At 71.1% G+C, this 23201-nt stretch carries 22 protein-coding genes; 14 read left to right on the plus strand and 8 right to left on the minus strand.

The window, feature by feature from the left end:
• Positions 1-136: 136 nt before the first annotated feature.
• Positions 137-1831, minus strand: a complete 1695-nt coding sequence (locus tag ACQPWZ_RS33155; protein ID WP_433573909.1) for a S8 family serine peptidase — start codon at positions 1829-1831, stop codon at positions 137-139.
• Positions 1832-2341: 510 nt separating this feature from the next.
• Between ACQPWZ_RS33155 and ACQPWZ_RS33160 the strand changes: the two genes are divergently transcribed.
• The 3 genes from ACQPWZ_RS33160 (at position 2342) to ACQPWZ_RS33170 (ending at position 5293) form a co-directional block, all read left to right on the plus strand.
• On the plus strand, positions 2342-3391 hold the full coding sequence (locus ACQPWZ_RS33160; RefSeq protein ID WP_433573255.1) for a glutathione S-transferase family protein: 1050 nt from the start codon (positions 2342-2344) through the stop codon (positions 3389-3391).
• A 218-nt stretch (positions 3392-3609) separates the two neighbouring features.
• Positions 3610-4275: a hypothetical protein gene (locus tag ACQPWZ_RS33165; protein WP_433573256.1), complete on the plus strand. Its 666-nt coding sequence runs from the start codon at positions 3610-3612 to the stop codon at positions 4273-4275.
• Between the two features lie 73 nt (positions 4276-4348).
• A complete protein-coding gene (locus ACQPWZ_RS33170) occupies positions 4349-5293 on the plus strand; it encodes an NAD-dependent epimerase/dehydratase family protein (protein WP_433573257.1) in 945 nt (314 codons plus the stop codon).
• A 15-nt stretch (positions 5294-5308) separates the two neighbouring features.
• Here ACQPWZ_RS33170 and ACQPWZ_RS33175 read toward each other — a convergent pair whose 3' ends face one another.
• Positions 5309-6157 (minus strand): class I SAM-dependent methyltransferase, encoded by an 849-nt coding sequence (locus tag ACQPWZ_RS33175; RefSeq protein WP_433573258.1) that lies wholly within the window; start codon positions 6155-6157, stop codon positions 5309-5311.
• Between the two features lie 177 nt (positions 6158-6334).
• Here ACQPWZ_RS33175 and ACQPWZ_RS33180 point away from each other — a divergent pair, with 177 nt between their 5' ends.
• Entirely contained in the window at positions 6335-7012 is a 678-nt protein-coding gene (locus ACQPWZ_RS33180) for a winged helix-turn-helix transcriptional regulator (protein WP_340477102.1), read from the plus strand.
• A 54-nt stretch (positions 7013-7066) separates the two neighbouring features.
• Here ACQPWZ_RS33180 and ACQPWZ_RS33185 read toward each other — a convergent pair whose 3' ends face one another.
• A complete protein-coding gene (locus ACQPWZ_RS33185; RefSeq protein ID WP_433573259.1) occupies positions 7067-7528 on the minus strand; it encodes an N-acetyltransferase family protein in 462 nt (153 codons plus the stop codon).
• Between the two features lie 180 nt (positions 7529-7708).
• Here ACQPWZ_RS33185 and ACQPWZ_RS33190 point away from each other — a divergent pair, with 180 nt between their 5' ends.
• Together ACQPWZ_RS33190 and ACQPWZ_RS33195 are read left to right on the plus strand one after the other, a co-directional pair.
• A complete protein-coding gene (locus ACQPWZ_RS33190) occupies positions 7709-8485 on the plus strand; it encodes a methyltransferase domain-containing protein (RefSeq protein ID WP_433573260.1) in 777 nt (258 codons plus the stop codon).
• Positions 8486-8586: 101 nt separating this feature from the next.
• A complete protein-coding gene (locus ACQPWZ_RS33195; protein ID WP_313942498.1) occupies positions 8587-8730 on the plus strand; it encodes a hypothetical protein in 144 nt (47 codons plus the stop codon).
• Positions 8731-8746: 16 nt separating this feature from the next.
• Here ACQPWZ_RS33195 and ACQPWZ_RS33200 read toward each other — a convergent pair whose 3' ends face one another.
• Positions 8747-10672, minus strand: a complete 1926-nt coding sequence (locus tag ACQPWZ_RS33200; protein WP_433573261.1) for a glycoside hydrolase family 5 protein — start codon at positions 10670-10672, stop codon at positions 8747-8749.
• Between the two features lie 146 nt (positions 10673-10818).
• Here ACQPWZ_RS33200 and ACQPWZ_RS33205 point away from each other — a divergent pair, with 146 nt between their 5' ends.
• Positions 10819-12096: a 4-hydroxybenzoate 3-monooxygenase gene (locus tag ACQPWZ_RS33205; RefSeq protein ID WP_433573262.1), complete on the plus strand. Its 1278-nt coding sequence runs from the start codon at positions 10819-10821 to the stop codon at positions 12094-12096.
• 237 nt (positions 12097-12333) lie between these two features.
• On the opposite strand, the gene ACQPWZ_RS33210 is transcribed toward ACQPWZ_RS33205, so the two are convergent.
• Entirely contained in the window at positions 12334-12747 is a 414-nt protein-coding gene (locus ACQPWZ_RS33210) for an HGxxPAAW family protein (RefSeq protein WP_433573263.1), read from the minus strand.
• Positions 12748-12830: 83 nt separating this feature from the next.
• Between ACQPWZ_RS33210 and ACQPWZ_RS33215 the strand changes: the two genes are divergently transcribed.
• Positions 12831-13358 carry a MarR family transcriptional regulator gene (locus tag ACQPWZ_RS33215; protein WP_433573264.1) on the plus strand — a complete coding sequence of 176 codons (528 nt, stop codon included), beginning with the start codon at positions 12831-12833 and terminating at the stop codon, positions 13356-13358.
• A gap of 138 nt (positions 13359-13496) precedes the next feature.
• Here the strand turns inward: ACQPWZ_RS33215 and ACQPWZ_RS33220 are convergent, their stop codons facing one another.
• Positions 13497-13907 carry an ATP-binding protein gene (locus tag ACQPWZ_RS33220; RefSeq protein WP_340477108.1) on the minus strand — a complete coding sequence of 137 codons (411 nt, stop codon included), beginning with the start codon at positions 13905-13907 and terminating at the stop codon, positions 13497-13499.
• A 311-nt stretch (positions 13908-14218) separates the two neighbouring features.
• On the opposite strand from ACQPWZ_RS33220, the gene ACQPWZ_RS33225 reads away from it, so the two are divergent.
• Together ACQPWZ_RS33225 and ACQPWZ_RS33230 are read left to right on the plus strand one after the other, a co-directional pair.
• Positions 14219-14434: a DUF397 domain-containing protein gene (locus ACQPWZ_RS33225; RefSeq protein WP_356700758.1), complete on the plus strand. Its 216-nt coding sequence runs from the start codon at positions 14219-14221 to the stop codon at positions 14432-14434.
• An 87-nt stretch (positions 14435-14521) separates the two neighbouring features.
• Positions 14522-15424: a helix-turn-helix domain-containing protein gene (locus ACQPWZ_RS33230; protein WP_340477111.1), complete on the plus strand. Its 903-nt coding sequence runs from the start codon at positions 14522-14524 to the stop codon at positions 15422-15424.
• 133 nt (positions 15425-15557) lie between these two features.
• Here the strand turns inward: ACQPWZ_RS33230 and ACQPWZ_RS33235 are convergent, their stop codons facing one another.
• Entirely contained in the window at positions 15558-16370 is an 813-nt protein-coding gene (locus ACQPWZ_RS33235) for an SAM-dependent methyltransferase (protein ID WP_433573910.1), read from the minus strand.
• Between the two features lie 400 nt (positions 16371-16770).
• Here ACQPWZ_RS33235 and ACQPWZ_RS33240 point away from each other — a divergent pair, with 400 nt between their 5' ends.
• The 4 genes from ACQPWZ_RS33240 (at position 16771) to ACQPWZ_RS33255 (ending at position 19802) form a co-directional block, all read left to right on the plus strand.
• Positions 16771-17691: a glutamate ABC transporter substrate-binding protein gene (locus ACQPWZ_RS33240; protein ID WP_340477112.1), complete on the plus strand. Its 921-nt coding sequence runs from the start codon at positions 16771-16773 to the stop codon at positions 17689-17691.
• Between the two features lie 109 nt (positions 17692-17800).
• Positions 17801-18409 (plus strand): isochorismatase family protein, encoded by a 609-nt coding sequence (locus tag ACQPWZ_RS33245; protein ID WP_356700003.1) that lies wholly within the window; start codon positions 17801-17803, stop codon positions 18407-18409.
• Complete coding sequence (locus tag ACQPWZ_RS33250; RefSeq protein ID WP_433573265.1) at positions 18406-19317, plus strand: GlxA family transcriptional regulator; 912 nt, start codon at positions 18406-18408, stop codon at positions 19315-19317. The genes ACQPWZ_RS33245 and ACQPWZ_RS33250 overlap by 4 nt, the downstream gene beginning before the upstream one ends.
• Before the next feature lie 248 nt (positions 19318-19565).
• Entirely contained in the window at positions 19566-19802 is a 237-nt protein-coding gene (locus tag ACQPWZ_RS33255; RefSeq protein WP_340477115.1) for a chaplin, read from the plus strand.
• A 64-nt stretch (positions 19803-19866) separates the two neighbouring features.
• Here ACQPWZ_RS33255 and ACQPWZ_RS33260 read toward each other — a convergent pair whose 3' ends face one another.
• On the minus strand, positions 19867-23136 hold the full coding sequence (locus ACQPWZ_RS33260) for a family 78 glycoside hydrolase catalytic domain (protein WP_433573266.1): 3270 nt from the start codon (positions 23134-23136) through the stop codon (positions 19867-19869).
• Positions 23137-23201 lie beyond the last annotated feature (65 nt).

A 23201-nucleotide genomic window follows, 5' to 3' on the forward strand; every position in this document is an offset into this window, starting at 1 on the left:
TACGAATCAGGCCACGGCAGTCCAGGCCCCGCGTCCGACATTCGGACGCGAGGTCCGGGAACGGCGGTGGGGCGCGCCCGCGGAATGTGCCGCGAACGCGCCCCTGACCTGCCCTGTGCTGCTGTGGTGCGGGTGCTCAGAAGGTGAGACTCCAGGAGTCGATGTAACCGGTGTCACCCGAGGCCACATCGCGGACCTGCAGCTTCCACATTCCGTTGGCGACCTCGCTGGAGGCGTCGACGGTGTAGGTCGCCACGACGTTGTCGGCGCTGTCGGAGGACGACGACGCCTTCAGGTTGCGCACGGTGCCGTCGGGCGCGACCAGATCGACGACGAGGTCGCCGCGCCAGGTGTGCTTGATGTCGACGGCGACCTTGAGCGCGGCGGAGGCGTTGCCGGAGCGGCCCGAGACGGCGATCGTGGAGCTCACGGTCGCGTTGTCGCTGATCGTGACGTCCGCGGCGTTGGTGAACGTCGCGCCACCGGGAGTCGTGGTCGTCACGGCGTTCACGGTCTTGGTGGCGTCGGCGATGCCGGTGCCGCAGCCGCCGGTGCACGTGCCGGGCAGCGCGCGGGCGTTGGCCTTGATCGCGGACTCGATGTCGGCGGGCGTCAGGGCCGGCTTGGCCGACTCCAGCAGCGCGGCGAGCCCGGCGATGTGCGGGGCGGCCATCGAAGTGCCCTGGTAGGGCTTGTAGTTCTCCGCCGACTGCGTGGTGGTACCGGAGTTCAGCGTGGAGAGAATGCCGTTCTCGGGGGTCGTCACGGTGCCGGGGGTGTCGGTGGCGCGACGGGTCTCGCCGCCGGGCGCGGCCACGTCGACGCTGGTGCCGAAGTTCGAGTAGAACGACCGGTTGCCCTCGCGGCTGGTGGAGGCCACGTTGATGATGTTGGCGCAGTTCGCGGGGGTGAAGCCGGAGGCGTTCGCATTGCTGTTGCCGGCCGCGACGACGACCGTGGTGCCGCGGGAGACGGCGCCGTTGATCGCGTTCTGGTAGACGCTCGGGCAGGTGGCGCTCGAACCGCCGAGGCTCAGGTTGATGACCTTCGCCGGGGTGGCGTTCGCCGGGACGCCGGGCACGCTGCCGCCCGAGGCCCAGGTGATCGCGTCGGCGATGTCCGCGGAGGAGCCGCCGCACTTGCCGAGCACCCGGACGGGCTGGATCTTCGCGTTGTACGCGATGCCGGCGACGCCCTTGGTGTTGTTCGTGGTCGCCGCGACGGTGCCCGCGACGTGCGTGCCGTGCCAGGACGAGTTGCTCGCCTTGGAGCCCGCACCGCACTCGCCGTCGGTGGCGTTCCAGTCGCCCTCGTCCTTCGCGTTGTTGTCCCGGCCGTTGCCGTCACGGGCGTCCGCGGAGGAGGAGATGAAGTCGTAGCCCGACACCACGTTGCCCGCGACGTCGGAGTGGGTGGCGTAGCCGGTGTCGATGACGGCGACGGTGACACCGCTGCCGGTGGTCTTGTCCCAGGCGCCGGGCACGTTCATGCCGCCGGTGGCCTCGAACAGGTCCCACTGCTTGGCGTACTCGGTGTCGTCGGGCGTGACCGCCATCGCGTAGGCACGGATGTCGGGTTCCACGGACGCCACCGAGGGGTCACCGCGGAAGGCGTTCATGACCTCGGTCAGGTCCTTCTTCGAGGTCTCGCCGCCCAGGTCCACCAGGGCGGCTCCACCGGAGAGCCGGCGCTCGAAGGCCAGGCTCTCGCCGGTCTCGGAACCCTTGGCGGTCGCGTCACCGGCGGCGGCGGTGTTGGAACGTGCCTCCGCCGCGGTCGCCTTGTACGTGACGATGACCTTCTCGACCGGCGAGACTGGCAGGCCGGCCATGGCCTGCGAGGCCGGAGCCGGCTTCGGCGAGGGGGTCGGGGTGGCGGCGAGGGCTACGGAGGACGTGGCGGCCACGGCGGCAATCGTGGCACTCGCAGCCACGACGGCTATGAGTCTCCGTCTGGAACCGTTCAAGGTGTTCCCCTTCAGATGACGGCGCGGAGCGCGGCGGACGGCGCGGGAACCGCGGTTCGCTGTGGGGGTGCGACCCGCGATTCCCTGGGCCGGGTACGCCCGAGCGCCCCCCGCCGTCGCAAACGGCCCCTGGTCAAGGGCCGCCACCGGCGAAACCCCTGATTTCCATGCACCTGACATCAACGAGTCGGGGCACGAGATCCGCCGGTTCGGCAGACAGTAGGGAACGCCGAGATGAACCCGATACGGGGAAAACCCTTGTCACCCCCGTGCGGGGACCCGCGAGAGGGCAGGGCGCGACGCAGACTGGGCATGCGTACAGTGCACGGCCGCACCCGGCCGCGCGGCCGGACGCAGAGCGGAAGGAGACAGGACATGAGCCGCCCCACCGACAGTGACGGCAGCGCGCGCGACGAGCAGGGGGGCAACGCCGGGTACGGGAAGAAGCCCTTCAAGCGGTCCACGAGTCATTTCGCCGACCGCATCACCGCCGACGGGAGGGACGGCTGGCCGGTGGAGGCGGGCCGCTACCGCCTGGTGGTGAGCCGTGCCTGCCCCTGGGCGAGCCGCGCACTCGTCTCCCGGCGGCTCCTCGGGCTGGAGAGCGCGGTGTCGCTCGCCGTCACCGACCCGATCCAGGACGACCGCAGCTGGCGCTTCACCCTCGACCCGGACGACCGTGACCCCGTACTCGGGATCCGCTTCCTCAGCGAGGCGTACGACGCGCGGGAGAAGGACTATCCGGGTGGCGTCAGCGTGCCGGCGATCGTGGACGTCCCCACCGGCGAGCTCGTCACCAACGACTACCAGCAGATCACCCTGGACTTCGCGACGGAGTGGACGGCGCTGCACCGCCCCGGCGCCCCGGACCTCTACCCCGAGCGGCTCCGCGACGAGATGGACGAGGTGATGGGCGGCATCTACCGGAACGTCAACAACGGTGTCTACCGCGCCGGTTTCGCCTCGGAGCAGAAGGAGTACGAGGCCGCGTACCGCGATGTGTTCCGGCAACTCGATCTGGTCTCCGAGCGGCTGTCGGACAGGCGCTACCTCGTGGGAGAGACGATCACAGAGGCGGACATCCGGCTGTTCACCACGCTTGTGCGCTTCGACGCCGTCTACCACGGTCACTTCAAGTGCAACCGCTCGAAGCTGACCGAGGACCCGGTGCTGTGGGCGTACGTCCGGGACCTCTTCCAGACGCCCGGCTTCGGCGACACCGTCGACTTCGACCACATCAAGCGGCACTACTACCAGGTGCACGAGGGCATCAATCCGACGAAGATCGTGCCGCTGGGACCGGACACGTCGGGATGGCTGACCCCGCACCACCGCGAGGAGCTGGGAGGGCGGCCCTTCGGCGACGGCACACCCCCGGGTCCGGTGCCCGCGGGGGAGGAGGTCCCGGCGGCCGGGCGCCCCTGAGCTGTGCCGGCCCGCGGGCGGCGCGCTTCCCTCTGTGGGGCGGATCTGTGACGCCCCTGCCCGCCTGCCGTCGCCGGCAACGGTCGCGAACCGGTACGCCCTCGGACGGTGGATCTGTCACGGCCATGCCCCATACGTACCGACACCGTGACGAACGCCCCGTGCGCCCCCTATGCGGCGGTACCTTCGCCCTGCGTACCGAAGCCCTGGGGGACACCATGCGCAAGACCCTGCTCGCCGCTGTCGTCACCGCCGCCACCTGCCTCGCCCTGACCGCCTGTCAGGGCGGTGCCGAGGCCGGCGGCGGCGACGCCGCGCCGTCCACGACACGACCGCTGCCCACGGCACCCGCCACACCGGCGTCCGCCACACCCACACCCGCCGGTGAGCCGGGCCCCACGGACGCGGGGCCCGCCGCTCTCGACCTCGGCGAGCCGTCCCGGACCGTGGGCGCCAGGACCGTCGGAATCCTGGAGATCACCCCGACGTCCGTGGTCTACGCCGACGAAGGAGCCGGCGCGACACCGCAGTCCGGCGTCTTCGCCGTCGTGACGATGAAGGAGAAGTCGCTCAGCGCGAACCCCGCGGCCGAGGAACTGCCCGCCACCGGCGGTGGCTGGGAGTGGCTGACGCCCGACGGGCAGAAGATCCCCGCCGGCAACGGCAACGCCGGCCAGGTCGCCCTCGACGGATACGACAGCTCCGGCCCCGTCGAACCGGGCGCGACCCGGATGGGTGCCAAGGTCTTCGACCTCACTCCCGCGCAGGCCAGGAGCGGCAGGATCGTCTACACCGACGGCGTGCAGGCCTCCTACCGCTGGAAGATGCCGGCAGACAGCACGGGTCCCGAAGTCGCCGATGTCGAGGGGCAGTTGGCGTCCTGACGCGTCGGCTGCGCTGATCATGGAGACTGGTCACCACCGTGTACGTGTGGTGACCGACCTTCGAGGAGCTGCGATGACCTCGCCCGGCGATGGGCTTCATGTGGTGTTCGGCGCCACCGGTGCGATCGGGAGCGCGGTGGTGGCCGAACTGCTGCGCCATGGACGCCCGGTGCGGGCCGTGAGCCGCGGTGGCCGTGCTCCGGAAGGTGCCGAGGGAGTCGCCGCCGACGCCGCCGACCCGGCCCAGGCCGCTTCGGCGGCTGCCGGGGCAGCGGTCGTCCACCACTGCGCCGCCCCTGCGTACACCCGGTGGCCCGAGCTGTTCCCCGCGCTGACCCGCTCGGTGCTGGCCGCCGCCGAGTCCGCGGGCGCCAAGCTGGTGTTCGCCGACAATCTGTACTCCTACGGACCCGTCGACGGGCCCCTGCGTGAGGACCTCCCGGCCGCGGCGCAGGGCCGCAAGGGGCGGACACGCACCGCCATGGCGGCCGAACTGCTCGATGCGCACCGCGCGGGCCGCGCGCGGGTAGTGATCGGCCGGGCGTCGGACTACTACGGGCCGCGGGGCACCAACTCCACAGCGGGAGAAACCCTGTTCGGGCGTCTCCTGGCCGGCAGGAAGCCCCAGTGGATCGGCAGTACGGCCCAGCCGCACACGCTGCACTATCTGCCGGACATCGCGCGCGGGCTCGTCACGCTCGCCGACCGCCCCGAGGCGGACGGGCAGGTCTGGCACCTCCCGGCCGACGAAGCGCTGACCGCCCGGCAGTTCACCGATCTCGCCGCCGAGGCAGCCGGACGACCCGTGCCGGCCACGATCGCCGTCGCGGGGCCCGCCGTGCTCGCCGTGGGCGGCCTGTTCTCGCCGATGCTGCGCGAACTGCGGGAGACCGTCTACCAGTTCAGCGCCCCCTTCGTCGTCGACAGCTCCAGGTTCGGCACCGCACTCGGCCCCTTCGAACCCACACCTCACGCGGAGGCGGTGGCCGCGACCGTCGCGTGGTACCGCTCCAGGTGACGGCCCCGCAGGGCCTCAGGCGCTCCTGCGGGCGGTGACGAGGAGGTACTCCCAGTCCAGCGCGGTGCTCCCGGAGGCGTCCGCGTGGCGCAGGGCGAGGTCGTCGAGGTCACGGTCCAGCGCGGCGACCTTCCCCGCGTCGTCCGCGATGTTGCGGTAGGTGGCGACGGTCGGGCCGTAGTTCGCCTTGAAGTACTCCCGGAACGCGTCGGGCTTGTCGAAACGGCCGATCCGCACGGTCTGCCGCCGCGCCTCCATGTCCGTCACCCGGTCCCCGAGGAGTTCGCGGACATGGGCCTCCTGACCCCACAGCGGCGGGGGCTGCGCACCGGGAGGAGGCTTGGGGGCGTACGGCTTCATCGCCGCGAACATCTGCCCGACGAAGCCCTCGGGGGTCCAGCTGATCAGGCCGATGGTGCCGCCGGGCCCGCAGACCCGGACCAGTTCGTCCGCGGCGGCCTGATGGTGCGGCGCGAACATGACCCCGAGACACGACATCACCGTGTCGAACTCACCGTCGGTGAAGGGCAGCGCCTCGGCGTCGGCCTCCCGCCACTCCACCTCGGCCCCGCGCTCGACGGCGAGCTTGCGCCCGACGTCCATCAGCTCCGGTGTGAGGTCGCCGGCGACCACCTCCGCCCCCGCGAGGGCGGCGGGAATCGCGGCGTTTCCCGTACCGGCGGCGATGTCCAGCACCCGCCGGCCGCTCCGTACACCGCAGGCCTCGACAAGGGTCGCGCCGAGATCCGGGATGAGCTCCGCCGCCACGGCGGAGTAATCGCCGAGCGCCCACATCTTCCGGTGCCCGGTCTTCAGCGCACGGTCGGCCTCGACCGCTTCGGTGGTTCCGGTGGCTTCGGTCATGACGGCTCTCCTCGGCTCTCGCGCCGGACGGATACTCGTCGGCGCCCTGTATCGAGCGTAGGAAACGAACGGACACCGCCCCTAGTACGGAATCTGTACCAGCCGCCCCCGGGACGGACGCCGTATGGGTCGCCGCCGTCGGTGGTCGGGTCACCGAACCGGCCGTAACCTGCCCGTATGGGGTCCTCGTACTACCAGTTCTGCCCAGTCGCCAAGGCGATGGAGCTGCTCGACGAACGCTGGACGCTGCTCGTCGTCCGGGAGCTGGTGACCGGCACCGAGCACTTCAACGAGCTGCGCCGGGGGGTGCCGCGGATGTCGCCCACGCTTCTCTCGAAACGGCTTCAGCAGCTGGTGCGCGCCGGGATCGTGGAGCGGCGCGCGGAGGGGCACGACGTCCGGTACGTGCTGACGCCGGCCGGCGAGGAGCTCCGTCCGGTGATCGAGGCGCTGAGCGTCTGGGGTGTGCGCTGGATCGGGGAGCTCGGCGACAAGGATCTCGACCCGAAACTGTTGCTGTGGGACATGCATCGCCGCGTCGACCACGGGGCCGTACCCGACGGCAGATCGGTGATCCGGTTCCTGTTCTCGGACGTGCCCCTCCCGGTACGGGACTGGTGGCTGGTGATCACGCCGACCGAGGCGGACGTCTGCGACCGGGACCCCGGGTTCGACGTGACCGTCACGGTCTCTGCCGCTCTGCGGCGCATGATCGAGATCTGGCGCGGTGACCTGGCCTGGGCCGAGGCCCTGCGCTCGGGTGCGGTCGAGGTACAGGGACCGGAGGCGCTGCGCAGGGCGGTTCCGGTCTGGTTCACCCTGCCGCCGTTCGCGGCGGTGCCGCGGCCCTTCTGAGCCGCGCACCCCGGCGAACAGCGGCATCGGCAAGCCGTCGCGGGAGCTCCTCGCCTACGGCCCCGGCTTCCAGACGTAGCGGACGTCCGGCTCCCGCTCCTCGTTGCGCGAGCCGTCGGTGCGCTCGACCTCCGTGAAGCCGTGGCGCTCGTAGAACCGCCCCGCCGGCCCGTTGACCTGGAACGTCCACAGCGCCAGCCCGTCGGGGCGCTGCCGCTTGGCCAGCGCGACGAGCCGGTCGCCCAGCCCGCGGCCCCGCCACGAGGGATCCAGGTACAGCTGCTCCAGTTCCGCGCCGTCGAGCACCAGCAGCCCGGCGACCGAGCCGTCGGCGACCGTGACCCAGCTCTCGTGGTGGGGGACGACCACGTGCGCGAACCATGCCCGCACCTCGTCGTCACTGTGTGCCCGCCGCACCGTGGGAAGGGCCTCCGAGAAGGAACGCAGCCATACGCGGGCCATGTCGTCCGCGTCCGCGTCTTCCGCGCGCCGCAGGAGCAAGTCGTCGCTGTTCATGGGTGGAGACTCTTGCACAGACGGGCGGACACCCCAGGTGCGAGCATGGGATCAGGGCAGCGGCCGACGCGACGACCGGCGAGGAACCGGCCGCGTGCCCGGCGGACGACCAGTGAGCTCACTGCGGAAGGAAACGCCATGGGGGACTCCCGACCGACCTCCGCATTCCACGCGGGGAACATGTCTGCGTCGAGTGTCGAGCGGCTCGTCGCCGCCCTGGACGCGCAGGAGGGCACCCCTGGCGTGCGCCGCCTGCGTGCGTGGGCGCATCGCGGGCTGGCCGCTCGGCCCGGAGAGCGGGTGCTCGACATCGGCACGGGCACCGGATCGGAGGTGCGCGCGCTCGCCGCGGCGGTGTCGCCCGGCGGCGACGCGCTGGGTGTGGAGCCGAACCCCGGTCTGCGTGCGGTCGCCGAGCAGCGAACCGCCGCAGCGGGCAGCCCGGCCCGCTTCGCCGAGGGCGACGCCCTGGGGCTGCCCGTCGATGACGCCTCGGTCGACCTGGTGTGGTGCGAGCGGGTGTTCCAGCACCTCGACGAGCCGCAGAAGGCGGCCGGGGAGATCGCACGTGTCCTCCGGCCCGGCGGCCGCGTCGCCCTCCTCGACACCGACTGGGCGACGGCGATCCTGCACCCCGGCGAGCCCGAGGTGGTGAAGGCCCTGAGCGCCGCCGCGCTCGCCGCCGCGGCCAACCCCTATGCGGGGCGCCGGCTCGTCGGTCAGCTGCGGGCCGAGGGGTTCGAGATCGACGACGTGGGCTCGCAGGCCCTCATCCAGGACCGTCTGGAGACCGTGGAGCCGCTGATCAGGATGCTGGGGGACACGGCCGTGGGGAGCGGGCTGATCACCGAGCCCCAGCGGGACCGGCTGTACGAAGAGCTGACGGCGGCCGGCGAGCACGGTGCGCTCCATCTGTCCGTGACCATGTTCGGCGTCATCGCCCACCGCCCGGCCTGAGCGGAGTGGGCCGAACCGCGGATGCTTCCTCCCCGACGCACATCGACCCGGCGCCCGGGGGTAGGCACACCCTGACGCACAGGTGATCAGTTGGAGGAGACATGGCCGGAATCCTGGACCGCATCAAGTCGTTCGCCCGGAGTCCCAAGGGACGCCGGATGATCGAGCAGGGCCGGAGGGCCGCCGCCGACCCGCGCAAGCGTGCCCAGGCGAAGGAGACGCTGCGGAAGTTCCGGTCGCGCTGACCGCGACCGGAATGCTTCAGCGGAGCTCTCTGCAGAGCAGGGCGTCAGGCGTCCTCGACGAGCCGACGCGGCCGGTGTACGCGACACCGGCCGCGTACTCGTCGTCCGCGCACTGCCCCTTGTAGCGCCCCTGTGCGAAGTCCCCGCCCTTCGCGGCCGCAAGACGGTTGTCGCCGCGGTCGAACCACACGGTCCGGCCGCCGCCACCGGGCGCCGCGTCGGAGGATGCGCACAGGACGGCGGAGACCGCTGCCCCACGGACGCTGTAGCCGATGAGCAGGTGGCGCGGCGGACACTCCAGCTTGGTGTACCCAAAGGCCCAGTCGCCCGTGCCGACGTACCGCTCGTCGCGCACCACCTCGTGTCCGGCACCCGGGGCCCACGGGTCGCGTGCGCCCGCGTCGGTGCACAGCCCCCGGTTACCGGTGTGGCCGAGGCCGGCGAGCCGCTGACCGTCGGGGCAGACCGCCTTGCGGGCGCCGGAGTCCCAGTCGGGCTGGGCGCGCATCCGCAGGGACTGGACGAAGTCCCCGTGGTCGGGGCTGAGCATCGACCAGCGGTCGACCGGGGCCACCGGGCCGCTGCGTCCGTCGGCGGCGATCAGCCGGCTCCAGGCACCGGCACGCCAGTCGTCACCGTCGAACACCCCGATCCGCCCGCCGGCCGCGTCCCAGTGCAGCAGCGCCCAGCCGTTGCCCTTGCGGTTCTCGTGCCATCCGACGAGCGGCCAGTACGCGAAGTCGGCGTCCGTCAGGACGAGGAAGTCGACGAAGTTCTCGAACCACGCCCGCTGCTTCTCACCGTGCTCGTCCCGGCCGCCGACGCCGAACTCGCTGATCCACACCGGGGCGGTGAAGTGCCGGTCCCCTTCACCGCTGACGTAGAACGCCTGCCGGCGCAGTACGTCGTGGAGTTCGGCGCGGGTGAAGTCCCGGTAGCGGTTGTCCGAGGTCTCGCCGGTGCCGGTCGCGCCGCTGTGGCGGGGACCCGTGTAGTCGTAGAAGTGCGCGGAGTAGACGAGCTTCCCCGACCTGACCAGGGTGTGCGAGAGCCGCTGGACGGGCTCCAGGGTGGGGCGTTCGTGCGGCAGGCCGTCGACGGGGATGCCGGTCCAGTTGATGCCCTCGACGACGATCAGGAGGTCCGGGTTGGCCTCCTGGAGGATGCGGTCGCCGAGCCGCTGCGTCGCCCCGAACCAGTCGTGGCGGTCACCGAGGCCCCAGTTGGGGTCGTCCCACACCGAACGGCGCACCTCGTTGTAGAGGTCGGCGCCCACCACGCGCGGGTTGGCGCGGTAGCGCCGGGCCATGAAGAGCCAGTCGTTCTCCCACGTCGCGTCGCTCTGGCTCGCGTTCCACCGCTCGTTGCCGTCGACGCCGCAGCACCAGCGTGTCGTGTTGGTGTGGTTGTTGAGGACGACCGCGAGGCCGGCGCCGGTGAGTGCCCCGACAGCCGCGTCGTACACCTGGAGCGGAGTCCTGCCGCGCAATGACGGGTTGGCGGCCACCGACGCGTCCGCGACCGGACGGGTGTCGCGCAGCATCTCGTTGGAGAAGGGGAGCCGCACGCTGTTGAGGCCGAGTTCGCGGAAGCCCGCGACGATCTCGGCCAGGGATGCGCGGTCCAGACCGAGCGGCATACGGTCGGACTTCTCGCCCGCGTGGTTGTCCGCGGCGTTGTCGGGGCTTCCCGAGCCGGTCCAGGTACCGCTCGCGCCGTGCCAGTTGCCCGACTTCAGCTTGAACCGGTTGCCGTCCGCGTCGACGATGTAGCGGCCGCGGGTGCTGAGCGGAGGGGTCCAGGCCGCCTGCTGCACGATCGGCTTCTCAGCGGCCTCGGGGCGGGGCGGTTCGGCCGCTCGGGCCGGCAGCACGGCGGAACCCGCCAGCAGGACGAGCACGGCGGCGGGCACCAACCTGATCAGGGACCTGTTCACGACCATCCAATCGACGAACACCGGCCGCGGGCACCCCGGTTGGCGGTTGACATGACTGCGCCATAATGCCGGGACGGGGTAGCTGTGAACAGAGTTGCTCCGGACACTTTCGCGGCCGCCGAGGCTGACTGAGCACCGTCATAATGCTGGGCATGGCCGCCGTCTCCCCGTCTTCCGACGTCTCCTCGTTCCCCGCCCCCGCCTCTTCCCCCCTCACGCCGCCGTCCCGCACCCGGGTCGTCGTCATCGGCGCGGGTCCCGCCGGGCTCACCGTCGCCAACATCCTGCGGGCCGCATCCGTGGACTGCGTGGTGCTGGAGACGGAGAGCAGAGAGTTCATCGAGCAACGGCCCCGTGCCGGCTTCCTCGAGGAGTGGGCCGTACGGGCACTCCAACGGCGCGGTCTGGCCGACCGGTTGCTCCGGAACACGGAGATGCACGGCGAGTTCGAGTTCCGCTTCGCGGGGGAGCGCCATCGCTTCCCCTACGGCGAGATGACGGGCAACCGCCACTTCGTCTATCCGCAGCCCCTGTTGGTCACCGACCTCGTCCGCAGGTACGCCGACGAGCTGGGTGGCGAGATCCGCTTCGGTGTACGGGACGTGGAACTGCACGCCATCGACACGGACCGGCCCGAGGTCTCCTACACCGACCCGGACACGGGCGAGCGCCGGAGCATCGTGTGCGAGGCCGCGGCAGGCTGCGACGGGGCGCGGGGAGTGACCCGCGCGAGCATGCCCCCGGAGCACGCGGCCGTGGCGCGGCACGACTACGGCGTGGGCTGGCTCGCTCTCCTCGCCGAGGCGCCGCCGTCCAACGACTGTGTCGTCTTCGGCGTCCACAGCCGAGGCTTCGCCGCGCACATGGCCCGCAGCCCGCAGGTCACCCGCTACTACCTCGAATGCCCGCCCGGCGACGACCCGGAGAACTGGCCGCACGACCGCGTGTGGTCCGAACTCCGGACGCGGCTGTCGGCGGACGGCGCCCGGCCGCTCGCCGAGGGCCCGCTGATCGAGAAGCGCGTGCTGGACATGCACAACTACGTCGTGGAGCCGATGTCGTACGGCCGGCTGTATCTGGCGGGCGACGCGGCCCACCTCGCGGCGCCGATCGCCGCGAAAGGCATGAACCTGGCGCTGCACGACGCGCTGCTGCTCGGCGACGCGCTGGTCGCCCACTGCCTCAAGGCCGACGACAGCGGCCTGCGCGGCTACTCGGCGGCCTGTCTGCGGCAGGTCTGGCAGTACCAGGAGTTCTCGCAGTGGCTCGCGGAGGTGATGCATGGGGCGTCGTCGGGCGACCCGTTCCGGGCGGCGTCCGCGACGGCACGGCTGCGGCGGATCTTCGAGTCGCCCGCGGCGGCGGCCGCCTTCGCCGAGCTCTACATCGGCAAGGACATCGACGGCGGGGGACACCCCGGCACGGCATGAGCCGCACCGGACCGCAATCTGTTCTGGACCCCGCTCGCCCGGCACCGAACCGGCGCTCCTCGCCCGCGCGCTGCGGCCGGGCGGGGTGCTGCACGTGACGGGCCGGGCGGACCGCGGTCGGCCGAGCGCGTGACCGCACCGGTGGCCGACACGATGCGAGCGCACGGGTACACCGATGTGCGGGTCCGCACCGACACCGCCGGCCTCACGGTCTGCGGCCCGGCGCCGGGCAACTGATCACCCTGACGTCTGCAGCGCGGGCGCCTCGGCGGTGACCGAAGAGCCTGCGGTGACCGGAGTGCCGGCAGTGACCGGTGGGACGTGGGGTGCGACGGCCGGGGCCGCCTCCTGCCTCCGGCCCGCCAGCCGGCAGCCGACACAGCCCGGATGCCCGTACCGGACGGTGGTGTCCCGGGTGCGCCAGCTGCGCCGGCCCCGGGGCCGGGGCCCGCTGGGCTTGCCCCACCCCGCGAGGTGCAGCAGCCAGGTGGTGAACGCGGAGAGCGCGACGACGACTCCCCCCAGACCGAGGCCCCAGGGCGAGCCGGCGGCGAGTCCCGCCCCGAGCACGGCGGTGCCCGCGGTGGCCAGCCCTGTGCCGGTCCAGCCGGCCACCGTGTGGCCCATGTCGTGATCGCCGTGCGCACTCATCTCTGGCTCCTCACCGGTGGTGTGATAGATCAGCGACCTGGGCACACCTCACCCAGGAATGTCTTACGAATTAAGTAACTTAGATGCTAAGGGGATATCCGGTGGAGGGCAAGGCGCGCCCGGGGGCGACGGCCGCGGAGGCGCAGTACGCGATGGACCGCATGATCGCGCTGGCGCAGTTCGGGCAGCAGGACATCGCGGGGCGGCTCGGACTCAACGTCACCGACCTCACCTGCCTCGGTTTCGTCATCGAGGCCGGTCTGGCGGGGGAGTCGCTCGCCGCGGGCGACCTGGCCGAGCGGGCCCGGCTGACCACGGGCGCGGTGACCGGTGTGCTCAACCGTCTGGAGAAGGCCGGCTATGTGCGCCGCCGGGCCGATCCGGGGGACCGCCGTCGGGTGCGCGTGGTGATGGAGGAGTCGGCCCAGGCACGCATCCTCGAGGTCTACGGCCCGTTCTACGAGCGCATTGCCGCGCTCTTCGCGGACTACACGCCGGACGAGGTGGCGGTGCTGGCCGACTGGTTCACCCGGGCCACGGACGCGATGCAGGTCTCACTGGAGGAGACGCGGCGCGGGGGCCCGCCGCCCGGCGAGCGAAAGGTACCGTAGTCCGGCGGCCGAACGATCCGTGAGGCCGAGGATGCGAGAGCGGGCGCATCGGACCGGGCCTGCTGGAGGTGGGCGCGGTGCCGGGACCCGTACGAGGCGGGCGTCATCGGCTCGGACCTCACCGGCGTCGCGCTCGCCTCACTGAAGGGGCAGCGTCGCCCAGACCGTCTTGCCCTTCGGCGGGGTCAGGGACCACGACCATGTGTCGCAGAGCGCGCTGATGAGGTGCAGTCCCCGGCCGCCGAGGGCGCATTCGTCCGCGCTGCGGGGCCGTGGTGCGGTGGAGCTCGGGTCGGTGACCGCGCACACGAGGTCGCCGGGCTGCCGGAAGATGCCGAGCCAGACCGGGTAGTCGCCGTCCTCGGGCGATGCCGGGTCCAGTGCGTGCTGCACCGCGTTGGTGACGAGTTCGCTGACGACCAGCTCGGCGTCCGGGACAAGCTGCGGAAGCGCCCATCCGGTGAGGGTCGTGGCGACGAACTGCCGTGCCTGCGAAGCGTTCTGTAGCTGACCGTCGAGTCCGCACGCGGCGAATCCGGTCTGGCTCATGCTCTGGTTCCAGGCCCACTGGGGTTCGCCCGCGGGGATCGTCGCGGGCAGTGGTTCCGCGCCAGGCTCCGCACCGCAGAACCGGCTTCCGTGCCTGGTGCTCGTGCTCGATGAGGCTGACACGTGAGTTGTCACTGGTCATGTCCCCCTGGAGGAAATGGACTTCGGCGCTGCGCCGGCCGCCGTGGAGCGAGTATGGTCGAGCGCCACCCAAGAATGCAATTGCATCTGGGATTGCAATGGTTGGGTGTCGGTGCGAACGAACGTACGAAAGTGAAAGGGCTGTTGCAGTGGAGTCTTTCTTCAACGGCATGCGCGCGACCGGGCTGAGCTCCGTGGCGTGGACCAAGAGCAGTCACAGCAATGCGACCGGGAACTGCGTTGAGCTGGCAGAGCTCCCTGGGGGACGTGTGGCGGTGCGCAACTCCCGTGACCCGCAGGGGCCCGTGTTGATCTATACGCGTGATGAGATCGCTGCGTTCGTGGCGGGCGCCCGAGGCGGAGACTTCGACTTCTTCATCGGCTGAAAATCGCTCCAAGTGCGACGTATTCCGAGCCATGGACGCCTCGTTGGTGGATACTGGGCGTCTTCCCCGCGTCCGCAGGAGCGCCCCATGGCTGCAGCCGATCCGAATGCGTCGTTGTTCGTACGACCGCTAGGGGCGGTGGAGAAGAACCCGACGGCGCTGAAGCTCATCGTCGGCGGCAAGTTGCGCGAACTGCGCGTCGCCGCCGGACTGGATCCCGTCGATGTCGACAGCAAGCTGGGATTCTCGCAGTCGAAAACCAGCCGCATCGAGCTCGGGCGGCACGGCTGCAAGCAGGTCGACGCACTGGCTCTGCTGCATCTGTACGGAGTGGACGGCGAGGAGCGCGTCGCCGAGTTCCTCCGGCTGGTCGACCAGTCCCGCCGGCCCGACTGGTGGCGGTCGTTCAGCGATGTCCTCTCCGACTTCTTCACACCGCTGGTCGCGCTCGAAGGCGCGGCCGAACGCATCCGTACGTACGAGCCGTTCTATGTACCCGGTCTGTTGCAGACGCCGGACTACACCCGTGCCGTGATCCAGGCCGGCCCCGGGCATCTGCTCGAGCACGAGGTGACACGGCGCGTGGAGCTGCGCCAGGAACGGCAGCGTCAGCTGGACCAGCCGGACGCGCCGCGGCTCTGGGCGGTCATCGACGAGTCCGTCCTGCTGCGGGTCGTCGGCGGCCGGGACGTGATGTACGCACAGCTGGAGCATCTGCTCGCCATGATGGAGCGCCCTCGCGTCACCCTGCAGATCGCGCCGCTGGACGTGACGGCCGCTGTCGGCGTGGGGACCGGCGTGACCTATCTGCGCTTCGCCCTCGGCGACCTGAAGGACGCCGTGTACATCGAGCACCTCACCGACTCGACGTTCACCCAGAAGCCCCAGGGTGTCGAGCAGTACCGGAACATGCTCGACCGGCTCGGCGCGTGCGCCCTCACGCCCGCGCAGTCGATCGCGGCGCTGCGCGAGCGCATGCAGACGCTCTGACCCGCCCGCGAACGAAGCACGGCGCGGTGCGCGTGCGGTCCGCACAGCTCCGCACAACAACGACCCGGCACGGAGAACGGCCCCGGCACACGCGCCGTAGCGCGCGGCCGGGGCCGTTTCTGTGTCGTGGGCGTCAGCCGAGCCGTGCCACGCCGCCCCACTCGATCCACTCGTCGGTGAGCTGCGTGGGCGCCAGATCGGTGTCCGGCCGCCAGGTCGACACCTCCACCAGGCCGGGCTCGAGGATCTGGAGGCCGTTGAAGTACTGCGTGACCTCGTGCTCCTCGCGGACCCTGCCCCAGTTGCCACCGGTGGCCTCGGCCATGAAGTCGGTGACGAACTTCCTGATCTCCGGCCGGTCGCTGACCAGTTGGCAGACAACGAGGAAGCTGCCGGGCACCAGGCGATCCGCCACCCGCCGGATCAACGCCGCCGGGTCGTCCTCGTCCGGGATGCAGTGCATGACCGAGACGAAGAGGGCCGCCACGGGTTGACTGAAATCGATCAGCCGCGTGGTCTCCGGGTGACCGAGGATGTGGTCCGTCTCGCGCATGTCTGCCTGGATGACAGCGGTGTTGTCGTTCTCGTCCAGCAGTGCCCGCCCATGGGCCAGAACGATCGGATCGCTGTCGACATAGACCACTTTGGACGCCGGGTCGATGGCCTGGGCGACCTGGTGGACGTTGTCCTGGGTGGGGAGGCCGGAACCGTGGTCGATGAACTGGCGGATGCCGTACTCGCCGGCCAGCAGGCGGACGACGCGCTGAAGGAACCTGCGGTTGTTGACCGCCAGCACCTTGGTGCTGGGCACCTGCTTGAGCAGTTGCTCGCAGGCGTCACGGTCCGACTGGTAGTTGTCGCTGCCCCCCAGGAAGTAGTCGTACATGCGTGCCACGCTGGGCACTGTCGTGTCGATGGCGTCCGGGCGCCACGACTCCTCTCGCATCCAGTTCTCACCCGCGTCAGTAGAAATCAGGACCTGTAGGGCGCTCATGCTAAGGAGCGCGGAGCCCTCCGGATAGGCCACGGGAGAGGGAACAGACGCACGTGATGCCTTTTCAGCCATCTCTGGCTCAGGGGCAGTTGAACTCCCCCGTTCCCGCGCGGAGTTCAGGCCACGGTGTGGATCACCCTGCCGACGACAGCCGCGCAGGCCGCGGCGCTGTTACGGGAGTGACGGGATTGTCCGGTTGCGGCCGGATCGTAATGCTCAAGTTCTGCTCAGATCTACTGACGGTGGCCGAACTCCGTCCATACCCTCCTCCCAGCGGACACGGGGCCCTGCGACGGCGCCTCGTGCTCCCGCCGTCGCATCTGCTCTATCCGGACATGAGGGATTCTTGATCATGAAGGTCCGCAAGTCTGCCGCCACCGCGGTGATCGCTGTACTCGCGCTGACGGCGACCGCCTGCAGCAGCGAGTCCGGCACGTCCGACGACGACGTACTCACCGGCGGTTCGGGCGGCAAGGATCAGCCCAGGCTGCCCACCTACCCGGTGGCCAAGTCCGTCGACCTGGATTCCCCGACGCTCAAGAAGGCCCAGAAGGCCGGAAAGATCGTCATCGGTGCCAAGAACGACCTTCCCTTCCTCGGCTTCGAGGACAAGGAGGGCACACGGTCCGGGTTCGACGCCGAGGTGGCCAAGATGGTCGCCGCCGATCTCGGCTTCTCGCCCGCCCAGATCGAGTTCAAGACGGTCGAGTCCAGCGTCCGCGAGAGTGCCATCGCGCAGGGGCACGTGGATCTGTACGTGGGCACGTACACGATCAACGACCGGCGCAAGAAGCAGGTCGGCTTCGCCGGCCCGTACTTCGTGGCCGGCGCCGACCTCCTGGTCCGCAAGAACGACAAGTCCATCGCCGGACCGTTCTCCCTCCAGGGCAAGACCGTCTGCTCGATCAAGGGCTCGACGTCGCTCCAGGAGATCAAGAAGCCGGACTACGGCACCAAGACCCTGGAGCTCGACAAGTACTCCGCGTGCGTCCAGCAGCTGCTCGCCAAGAAGGTCGACGCCGTCACCACCGACGACGCCATCCTCATGGGGTTCGCCGCCCAGCGGCCGTCCAAGCTGAAGGTCGTCGGCAGGCCGTTCACCAAGGAGCCCTACGGCATCGGCATGGACAAGAGCGACAAGGTCCTGCGCGACGCGGTGTCCGACGCCCTGGAGGCGCACGACACGAACGGCGACCTCATGGAGGCGTACGACGCGACGCTCGGGCTGTCCGGCTCCGGCTGGATCGGCCCGCCGATGCTCGAACGCTACTGAGGAACGGGCGGGCGGGCCCCGGACGCCGCGGTCGCGGTGACCGGATCGGTCCGCCCATGGACCTCGTCGGCCCTGTTCGGCGCCTGTCCGGGCAGGTCAGACTGACGGCATGACCAGAGCGCTGATTGTCATCGATGTCCAGGAATCCTTCCGTGCCCGCCCGCAGTGGAAGACGATCTCGGACCCGGACGTGGCCCGCAAGGCGGACCGTCTCGTCCGGGCGGCACGCCGGGCGGGCGACCTCGTGGTGTGGGTGCTGCACTGCGAACCGGGCACCGGCGGTGTCTTCGACCCCGTGCTCGGCCATGTGCGGCTGATGGAGGAGCTGCGGCCGCTGGACACGGATCCGCTCATCCGCAAGACCTCGCACAACGCCTTCACCAGCACCAATCTGCAGCAGACCCTCACCCGGCACGGGGTCGGTGACGTCACTGTCTGCGGGATCCGCACGGAGCAGTGCGTGGAGACGACCGCGCGGGTCGCGAGCGATCTCGGATACGGGGTCACCTTCGTCGTCGACGCGACCGCCACCAACCCGATCGCGCACCCCGACGCCCCCGACGACCAGAGCATCGACGACCTGCTGTCCGACCCCCGCACCCTGAGCGCCGAAGAGGTCATCCGGCGCACCGCCTACGTCCTCGCCGGACGGTTCGCCACCATCACCACGGTCGCCGAGGTGGAGGCCGCACTCCCGGACACCGCCACGGGATCATGAGCCGGGTCGTCTTCCTGCTCCTGCCCGGTGTGCATCTGCTGGACCTGGCAGGACCCGCGCAGGTCTTCTTCACCGCCGCGGACTCCGGCCACCCCTACACCCTCGGTTATGTGGCGGAGCAGGCCGATGTGGCCTCCGCACAGGGACTGCCGCTGCGGGCCTCCCTCGACTGGCCGGAACTCGGGCCGGAGGATCTGGTGGTGGTACCGGGCTGGCGAGCACGCACGCTCGCCGACAGCCCGGTCCTCGGGCCGGCCTCCCTCCGGGCGCTGCGGGAGCACCACGCCCGCGGCGGCACGGTCGCCGGCGTCTGCTCCGGCGCCGAGGCACTCGGCCAAGCGGGCCTGCTGGACGGCCGCCGCTGTACGACGCACCACGAGGTGCAGGACGAACTGGCCCGCCGCCATCCGCGCTCGCACCTCGTCCGCGACGTCCTGTTCACGGCCGACGACCGGGTCGTCACCTCCGCCGGTATCGCCAGCGGCATCGATCTGTCCCTCTATCTGATCGCCACCCGGCACGGCCCCGCCGCGGCCGCCCAGGTGGCCCGGAGCATGGTCGTCTACTCCCGGCGCAACGGCGACGAGCCGCAGACCAGCGTCATGCTCCGGCACCGCTCGCACCTCAGTGACACGGTCCACCGCGCTCAGGACCTCATCGACGCGCAGTTCGACAAGCCCCTGCGCCTGCCCGACCTCGCCGCGGCCGTCGGCGTCAGCGAGCGCACCCTCACCCGTTCCTTCACACGCGTCACCGGAGGTCTCACTCCGCTGCGCTATCAGCAGACCCTCCGGCTGGAGCGTGCGGAACACCTCATCGGCCAGGGTGCGACGGTCCATGCCGCCGCTCGATCGGTGGGTCTGCAGGATGCGCGGACGCTGCGCCGGATGCGCGCCCGCGCCCAGTGATCCGGCACAGGCGGCGGCGCACGATCGTGCTGGTCGCGGGCGATTCACGAGGACTCGAAGGCCGGGCGGACAGCGGAGAGGCACATTCACCCGATGTGGCCCAAATAATCCCTCCGGCGGGAGGAACGCGCGAAGCGGGGGGACACATCGGCAGACGCTCGGCGGCTCCCGACCGCGGCGTCAGGCTGCCCGACGCGGGCGCCTGCGCCAGGGGCCGCCTCCCCCGCTTCTGTACAGGAGATCTCTTCATGGCTCTCATCAAGACCGCTGCAGTCGCCGCCGGTGTCTGCGCCCTCGTGCTCGGCGGCGCCGGCTTCGCCACCGCGGACGGCGACGCCGACGGCATCGCGGCGAACTCGCCCGGCTTCCTGTCCGGCAACGTCGTCCAGGTGCCGATCCACGCGCAGCTCAACCTCTGCGGCAACTCGGTCAACGTCATCGGCCTGCTCAACCCGGCGGCCGGCAACTTCTGCATCAACGACTGACGCAACAGAGATCGGTGGGGCCCCCGGATCATCGTCCGGGGGCCACACCCCTGTCGGCCTCCTGTCAGCCGGCCACGTCCCGCGCGGTGAACACCCACGTGCCGTGCGGGACACGATGGACCACATGACCGGACTCGGTCCGGACGTAGTGGGCACCCTCCGGTGCCGTGACGGCGGAGCGGCCGGCGGCGGGCACATGGACCTCGGCCCGCGAACCGACCGGCACCTCCACCGTGAGGCGCAGTTCCCGCCCCGTACGCTGCCAGCCCGCCGACACCCGCCCCCTGACGGTGCGGATCACGGTGCGGGCCCAGCTGACGCCCACCCTCGCGTCGGGACGGACGGTGAAGGTGCGGTATCCGGCGTCGCCGGGACGCAGGCCGGCCACGTTCTCGTAGAGCCACTGCACGACGGTTCCCTGGAAGTAGTGGTCGCGCGAGCGTGAGTCGAGCGGCCACATCTCCCACATGGTGTCGGCGCCGTGCTCGAACCAGTGCCCCCAGCCGGGATAGGTCTTCTGGGTGGCGATGGCGTGGGCCACGTCCGCATGGCCCTCGGCCGTCAGCGCGGGCAGCAGCACACTGGTCCCGAGTGCGCCGGTGTTGAGATGGCTGCCCCGGGCGGCGATGTCGTCGAGGAGGCTGCGGGTCACCGAGGCGCGTGCGGACTCCGGCACGAGGCCGAACGCCAGGGGTATCGCATTGCTGGTCTGCCGGTACCCCGGGTCCTTGGCGGTGCGGTAGTGACCCGACACCGGGTCGAGGAACGCCGCGTTGAAGGCGCTCCTGAGCCGCTCGGCGCTCTCCCGGTAGCGCTCGGCCGTCGCCGCCTCGCCGATGACCTCGCCCATCTCGGCGGTGTGCAGAAGGGCGCGGCGCAGATAGGCCGTGGCGGTCAGACGGGTGTCCTCGGGGGGATTGCCCCCGTAGCCCGGAGGCAGATAGTCGCCCAGGGCGGTGACCGCGAGACCGTCCTTCAGCCTGCTGATCTCCCAGTCCAGATAGCGGGTGAGCGCCGGCCAGTGCTGCCTGGCGATCCGGTCGTCCCCGTACACCCGGTACATCTCCCGGACCACGAAGGGATAGACGGTGGTCCACTCCGGTGAGGGGCCCAGATCGCCGTAGCCCCAGCCGCCGCTCGGCACGATGACGGGCAGCTGACCGTCCGTGTTCTGGCTGTCCGCCAGGTCGTCGAGCCACTTCGACAGGAAGCGGTGGACTCCGAAGGCGTAGGCCATCACGGGGGCGCCGAGCTGGGCGTCGCCGGTCCAGCCGTTCTTCTCGTACATCGGGGTGTCGGTCGGGATGCCGTGCAGATTGTTGAGGACCGTGCGGCGCATCGCCTTGTCGAGCCGCTCGTAGAAGGGCTCGGAGCAGCGGAACTCGCTCACCTCGTCGACCCTGGTGTGCACCACGCGGCCGAGCACCTCGTCGGGGTCCGGCCGCCGTGGCAGTCCGCTGATCTGGACGTAACGGAAGCCCTTGTAGGAGAACCTGGGCTCCCAGCTCTCCCTGCCGCTGCCCGCACACACGTACTCGTCCGTCTGGAACCGACCGGGCACATGGCCGGTCTCGGCGTGCACGCTGCCGTCGGCCTTCAGCTTCTCGCCGTGGATCAGCCGGACCGTGGTCCCGGCGGGGGCGGTGACGGTGAGCCGGGTCCAGCCGGCGAGCGTGCGCCCCATGTCGACGACGTGGACGCCGGGGCTCAGCTCCGTGACGGCGGTGGGCCGGATCGTCTCGATGATCTCGATCGGGTCGTGGGGCTGGGCCCTGAGCGTGCCCTTCGGGGCCTCCTGGACCCCGGCGGCGGACCAGCCGCGGTCGTCGAAGCCCGGCCTGGTCCAGGCGCGTGGCGCACGGCGCGCGTCGTAGGTCTCGCCCGCATAGAGGGAGTTGGAGAGAGTGGGGCCCTGCGTGATCCGCCAGTCGGGGCCGGTCGCGACGGTCGTGCGCGAACCGTCGGGATGGTCGATCTCCAACTGGGCCAGCAGCCGGGGCTCGCCGTGCCAGGGCGGTCGGTGCCAGTTCCAGACGTTCGGGGTGGTCATGCCGTAGAAGCCGCGACCCAGGGTGACGCCGATGGCGTTGGCGCCGCGCTCCAGGTGGTCGGTGACGTCGTGGACGGCGTACAGCACGGTCTCGTCGTAGTCGGTGAAGCCGGGGTCGAGCACCTGGCGGCCCACGCGCCGCCCGTTGATCTCCGCGTCGTAGTAGGCGAGTCCGGAGATGTGCAGCCGGGCGCGGGCGATGGGCTTGCGCAGGGTGAACTCCCGGCGCAGCAGCGGCGCGGGCAGCTCGGGGACGGCGACGGTGACGCCGGTGCCCCAGGGGCCCTGGCCGTACGGGGCGAGGACCGTGGCCGGCGCCCAGCCGCTGTCGTCGTGGTCGGGCCGTTGCCAGCCGTCCTGTTCGGCGTCCTCGACCCGCCAGCCGTTGCCGGTCACGAGCTGATGGCGGCGGCCGTCGGCGGTCTCGACCTCGAGACGGACCAGGAGGCCGCCGGGGTTGATGACAACGTTGCCGCGATTGGTCGCGACCGCGGCCACCACGATGCGGCCTCCCGAGGCCCGCACCTGCTCGGTGACGTCGGCGCTTCGGCCGGTGCGCCAGCCGTCGGTCTGCTCGGGGGCGTGCAGTACCTGCTGTCCGCCGAGGTGGAGGGTGAAGTCGTCGTCGGCGGTGGCCACCACGGTCGCCCGGGACACCTCGGCGCCGGCGGGCAGTTCCAGGTCGGCACGGAACCAGCGGGGTCCGGCCGGGGCGTCGGTGGAGGTCGCACCGGCCGACCAGATCCAGGAGGCGCCGTCGAAGCCGGGCGCCTCGGGCGCTGCCTCCGCGCCGATCCAGCGGGCGCGCCAGCCGTCGGCGGGCAGAGCGGTCTCCCACCAGCGGACGGCGCTCCACGAGGAGGCGCGGCCCTGTTCGTCCCAGACGCGCACCTGCCAGTGGTAGCGGGTGCGCGGCCGCAACTTGGGTCCCGCATAGGGGACATTGACCGACCGGGCTGAGACGACGCGGCCCGAGTCCCACAGCGGACGGCGGCTGAGGTCACGGGCATCAACGGCGACGCGCACCTGGTACGCGCTCTGCGCGGCGCCCCGGCCGCCCGCGGCGAGCTCCCATCCGAGGTGCGGGGTGGTGGTGTCGGTGCCGAGGAGTTCCTCCGCGTACTCGGCGGTCGCCCGCTCGACGCGCAGCCGGCCGGCGCCGGGGCCGGGCCCGGGCGGCCGCGGCGCACCGGACGCGGTGCCCATGGTGGCGGCCGAGGCGCCGGCTGCCGCCGTCACGACGGCCGCGCGCAGGAATACCCGGCGGTTCCAGCTTCTGCTCATGACTCGTCCCTCGCTGTGGAGTGTGAGATGGAGCGTGATGGCAACGATGTACGCGCCCGCCATCG

The organism is Streptomyces sp. CA-251247 (assembly GCF_050952975.1).
In the GTDB taxonomy this organism is placed as follows: Bacteria; Actinomycetota; Actinomycetes; order Streptomycetales; family Streptomycetaceae; genus Streptomyces; species Streptomyces achmelvichensis.

What these genes read in the sequence shown, in the direction of transcription:
- ACQPWZ_RS33195 (WP_313942498.1), top strand. Translation starts at nt 8,587, where the DNA reads ATGGCCGGAATCCTGGACCGCATCAAGTCGTTCGCCCGGAGTCCCAAG.
- ACQPWZ_RS33200 (WP_433573261.1), bottom strand. Translation starts at nt 10,672, where the DNA reads ATGGTCGTGAACAGGTCCCTGATCAGGTTGGTGCCCGCCGCCGTGCTC.
- ACQPWZ_RS33215 (WP_433573264.1), top strand. Translation starts at nt 12,831, where the DNA reads ATGCTAAGGGGATATCCGGTGGAGGGCAAGGCGCGCCCGGGGGCGACG.
- ACQPWZ_RS33225 (WP_356700758.1), top strand. Translation starts at nt 14,219, where the DNA reads ATGCGCGCGACCGGGCTGAGCTCCGTGGCGTGGACCAAGAGCAGTCAC.
- ACQPWZ_RS33255 (WP_340477115.1), top strand. Translation starts at nt 19,566, where the DNA reads ATGGCTCTCATCAAGACCGCTGCAGTCGCCGCCGGTGTCTGCGCCCTC.
- ACQPWZ_RS33230 (WP_340477111.1), top strand. Translation starts at nt 14,522, where the DNA reads ATGGCTGCAGCCGATCCGAATGCGTCGTTGTTCGTACGACCGCTAGGG.
- ACQPWZ_RS33180 (WP_340477102.1), top strand. Translation starts at nt 6,335, where the DNA reads ATGGGGTCCTCGTACTACCAGTTCTGCCCAGTCGCCAAGGCGATGGAG.
- ACQPWZ_RS33250 (WP_433573265.1), top strand. Translation starts at nt 18,406, where the DNA reads ATGAGCCGGGTCGTCTTCCTGCTCCTGCCCGGTGTGCATCTGCTGGAC.
- ACQPWZ_RS33245 (WP_356700003.1), top strand. Translation starts at nt 17,801, where the DNA reads ATGACCAGAGCGCTGATTGTCATCGATGTCCAGGAATCCTTCCGTGCC.
- ACQPWZ_RS33240 (WP_340477112.1), top strand. Translation starts at nt 16,771, where the DNA reads ATGAAGGTCCGCAAGTCTGCCGCCACCGCGGTGATCGCTGTACTCGCG.
- ACQPWZ_RS33160 (WP_433573255.1), top strand. Translation starts at nt 2,342, where the DNA reads ATGAGCCGCCCCACCGACAGTGACGGCAGCGCGCGCGACGAGCAGGGG.
- ACQPWZ_RS33165 (WP_433573256.1), top strand. Translation starts at nt 3,610, where the DNA reads ATGCGCAAGACCCTGCTCGCCGCTGTCGTCACCGCCGCCACCTGCCTC.
- ACQPWZ_RS33210 (WP_433573263.1), bottom strand. Translation starts at nt 12,747, where the DNA reads ATGAGTGCGCACGGCGATCACGACATGGGCCACACGGTGGCCGGCTGG.
- ACQPWZ_RS33260 (WP_433573266.1), bottom strand. Translation starts at nt 23,136, where the DNA reads ATGAGCAGAAGCTGGAACCGCCGGGTATTCCTGCGCGCGGCCGTCGTG.
- ACQPWZ_RS33235 (WP_433573910.1), bottom strand. Translation starts at nt 16,370, where the DNA reads ATGCGAGAGGAGTCGTGGCGCCCGGACGCCATCGACACGACAGTGCCC.
- ACQPWZ_RS33190 (WP_433573260.1), top strand. Translation starts at nt 7,709, where the DNA reads ATGTCTGCGTCGAGTGTCGAGCGGCTCGTCGCCGCCCTGGACGCGCAG.
- ACQPWZ_RS33155 (WP_433573909.1), bottom strand. Translation starts at nt 1,831, where the DNA reads ATGGCCGGCCTGCCAGTCTCGCCGGTCGAGAAGGTCATCGTCACGTAC.
- ACQPWZ_RS33175 (WP_433573258.1), bottom strand. Translation starts at nt 6,157, where the DNA reads ATGACCGAAGCCACCGGAACCACCGAAGCGGTCGAGGCCGACCGTGCG.
- ACQPWZ_RS33220 (WP_340477108.1), bottom strand. Translation starts at nt 13,907, where the DNA reads ATGAGCCAGACCGGATTCGCCGCGTGCGGACTCGACGGTCAGCTACAG.
- ACQPWZ_RS33185 (WP_433573259.1), bottom strand. Translation starts at nt 7,528, where the DNA reads ATGAACAGCGACGACTTGCTCCTGCGGCGCGCGGAAGACGCGGACGCG.
- ACQPWZ_RS33170 (WP_433573257.1), top strand. Translation starts at nt 4,349, where the DNA reads ATGACCTCGCCCGGCGATGGGCTTCATGTGGTGTTCGGCGCCACCGGT.
- ACQPWZ_RS33205 (WP_433573262.1), top strand. Translation starts at nt 10,819, where the DNA reads ATGGCCGCCGTCTCCCCGTCTTCCGACGTCTCCTCGTTCCCCGCCCCC.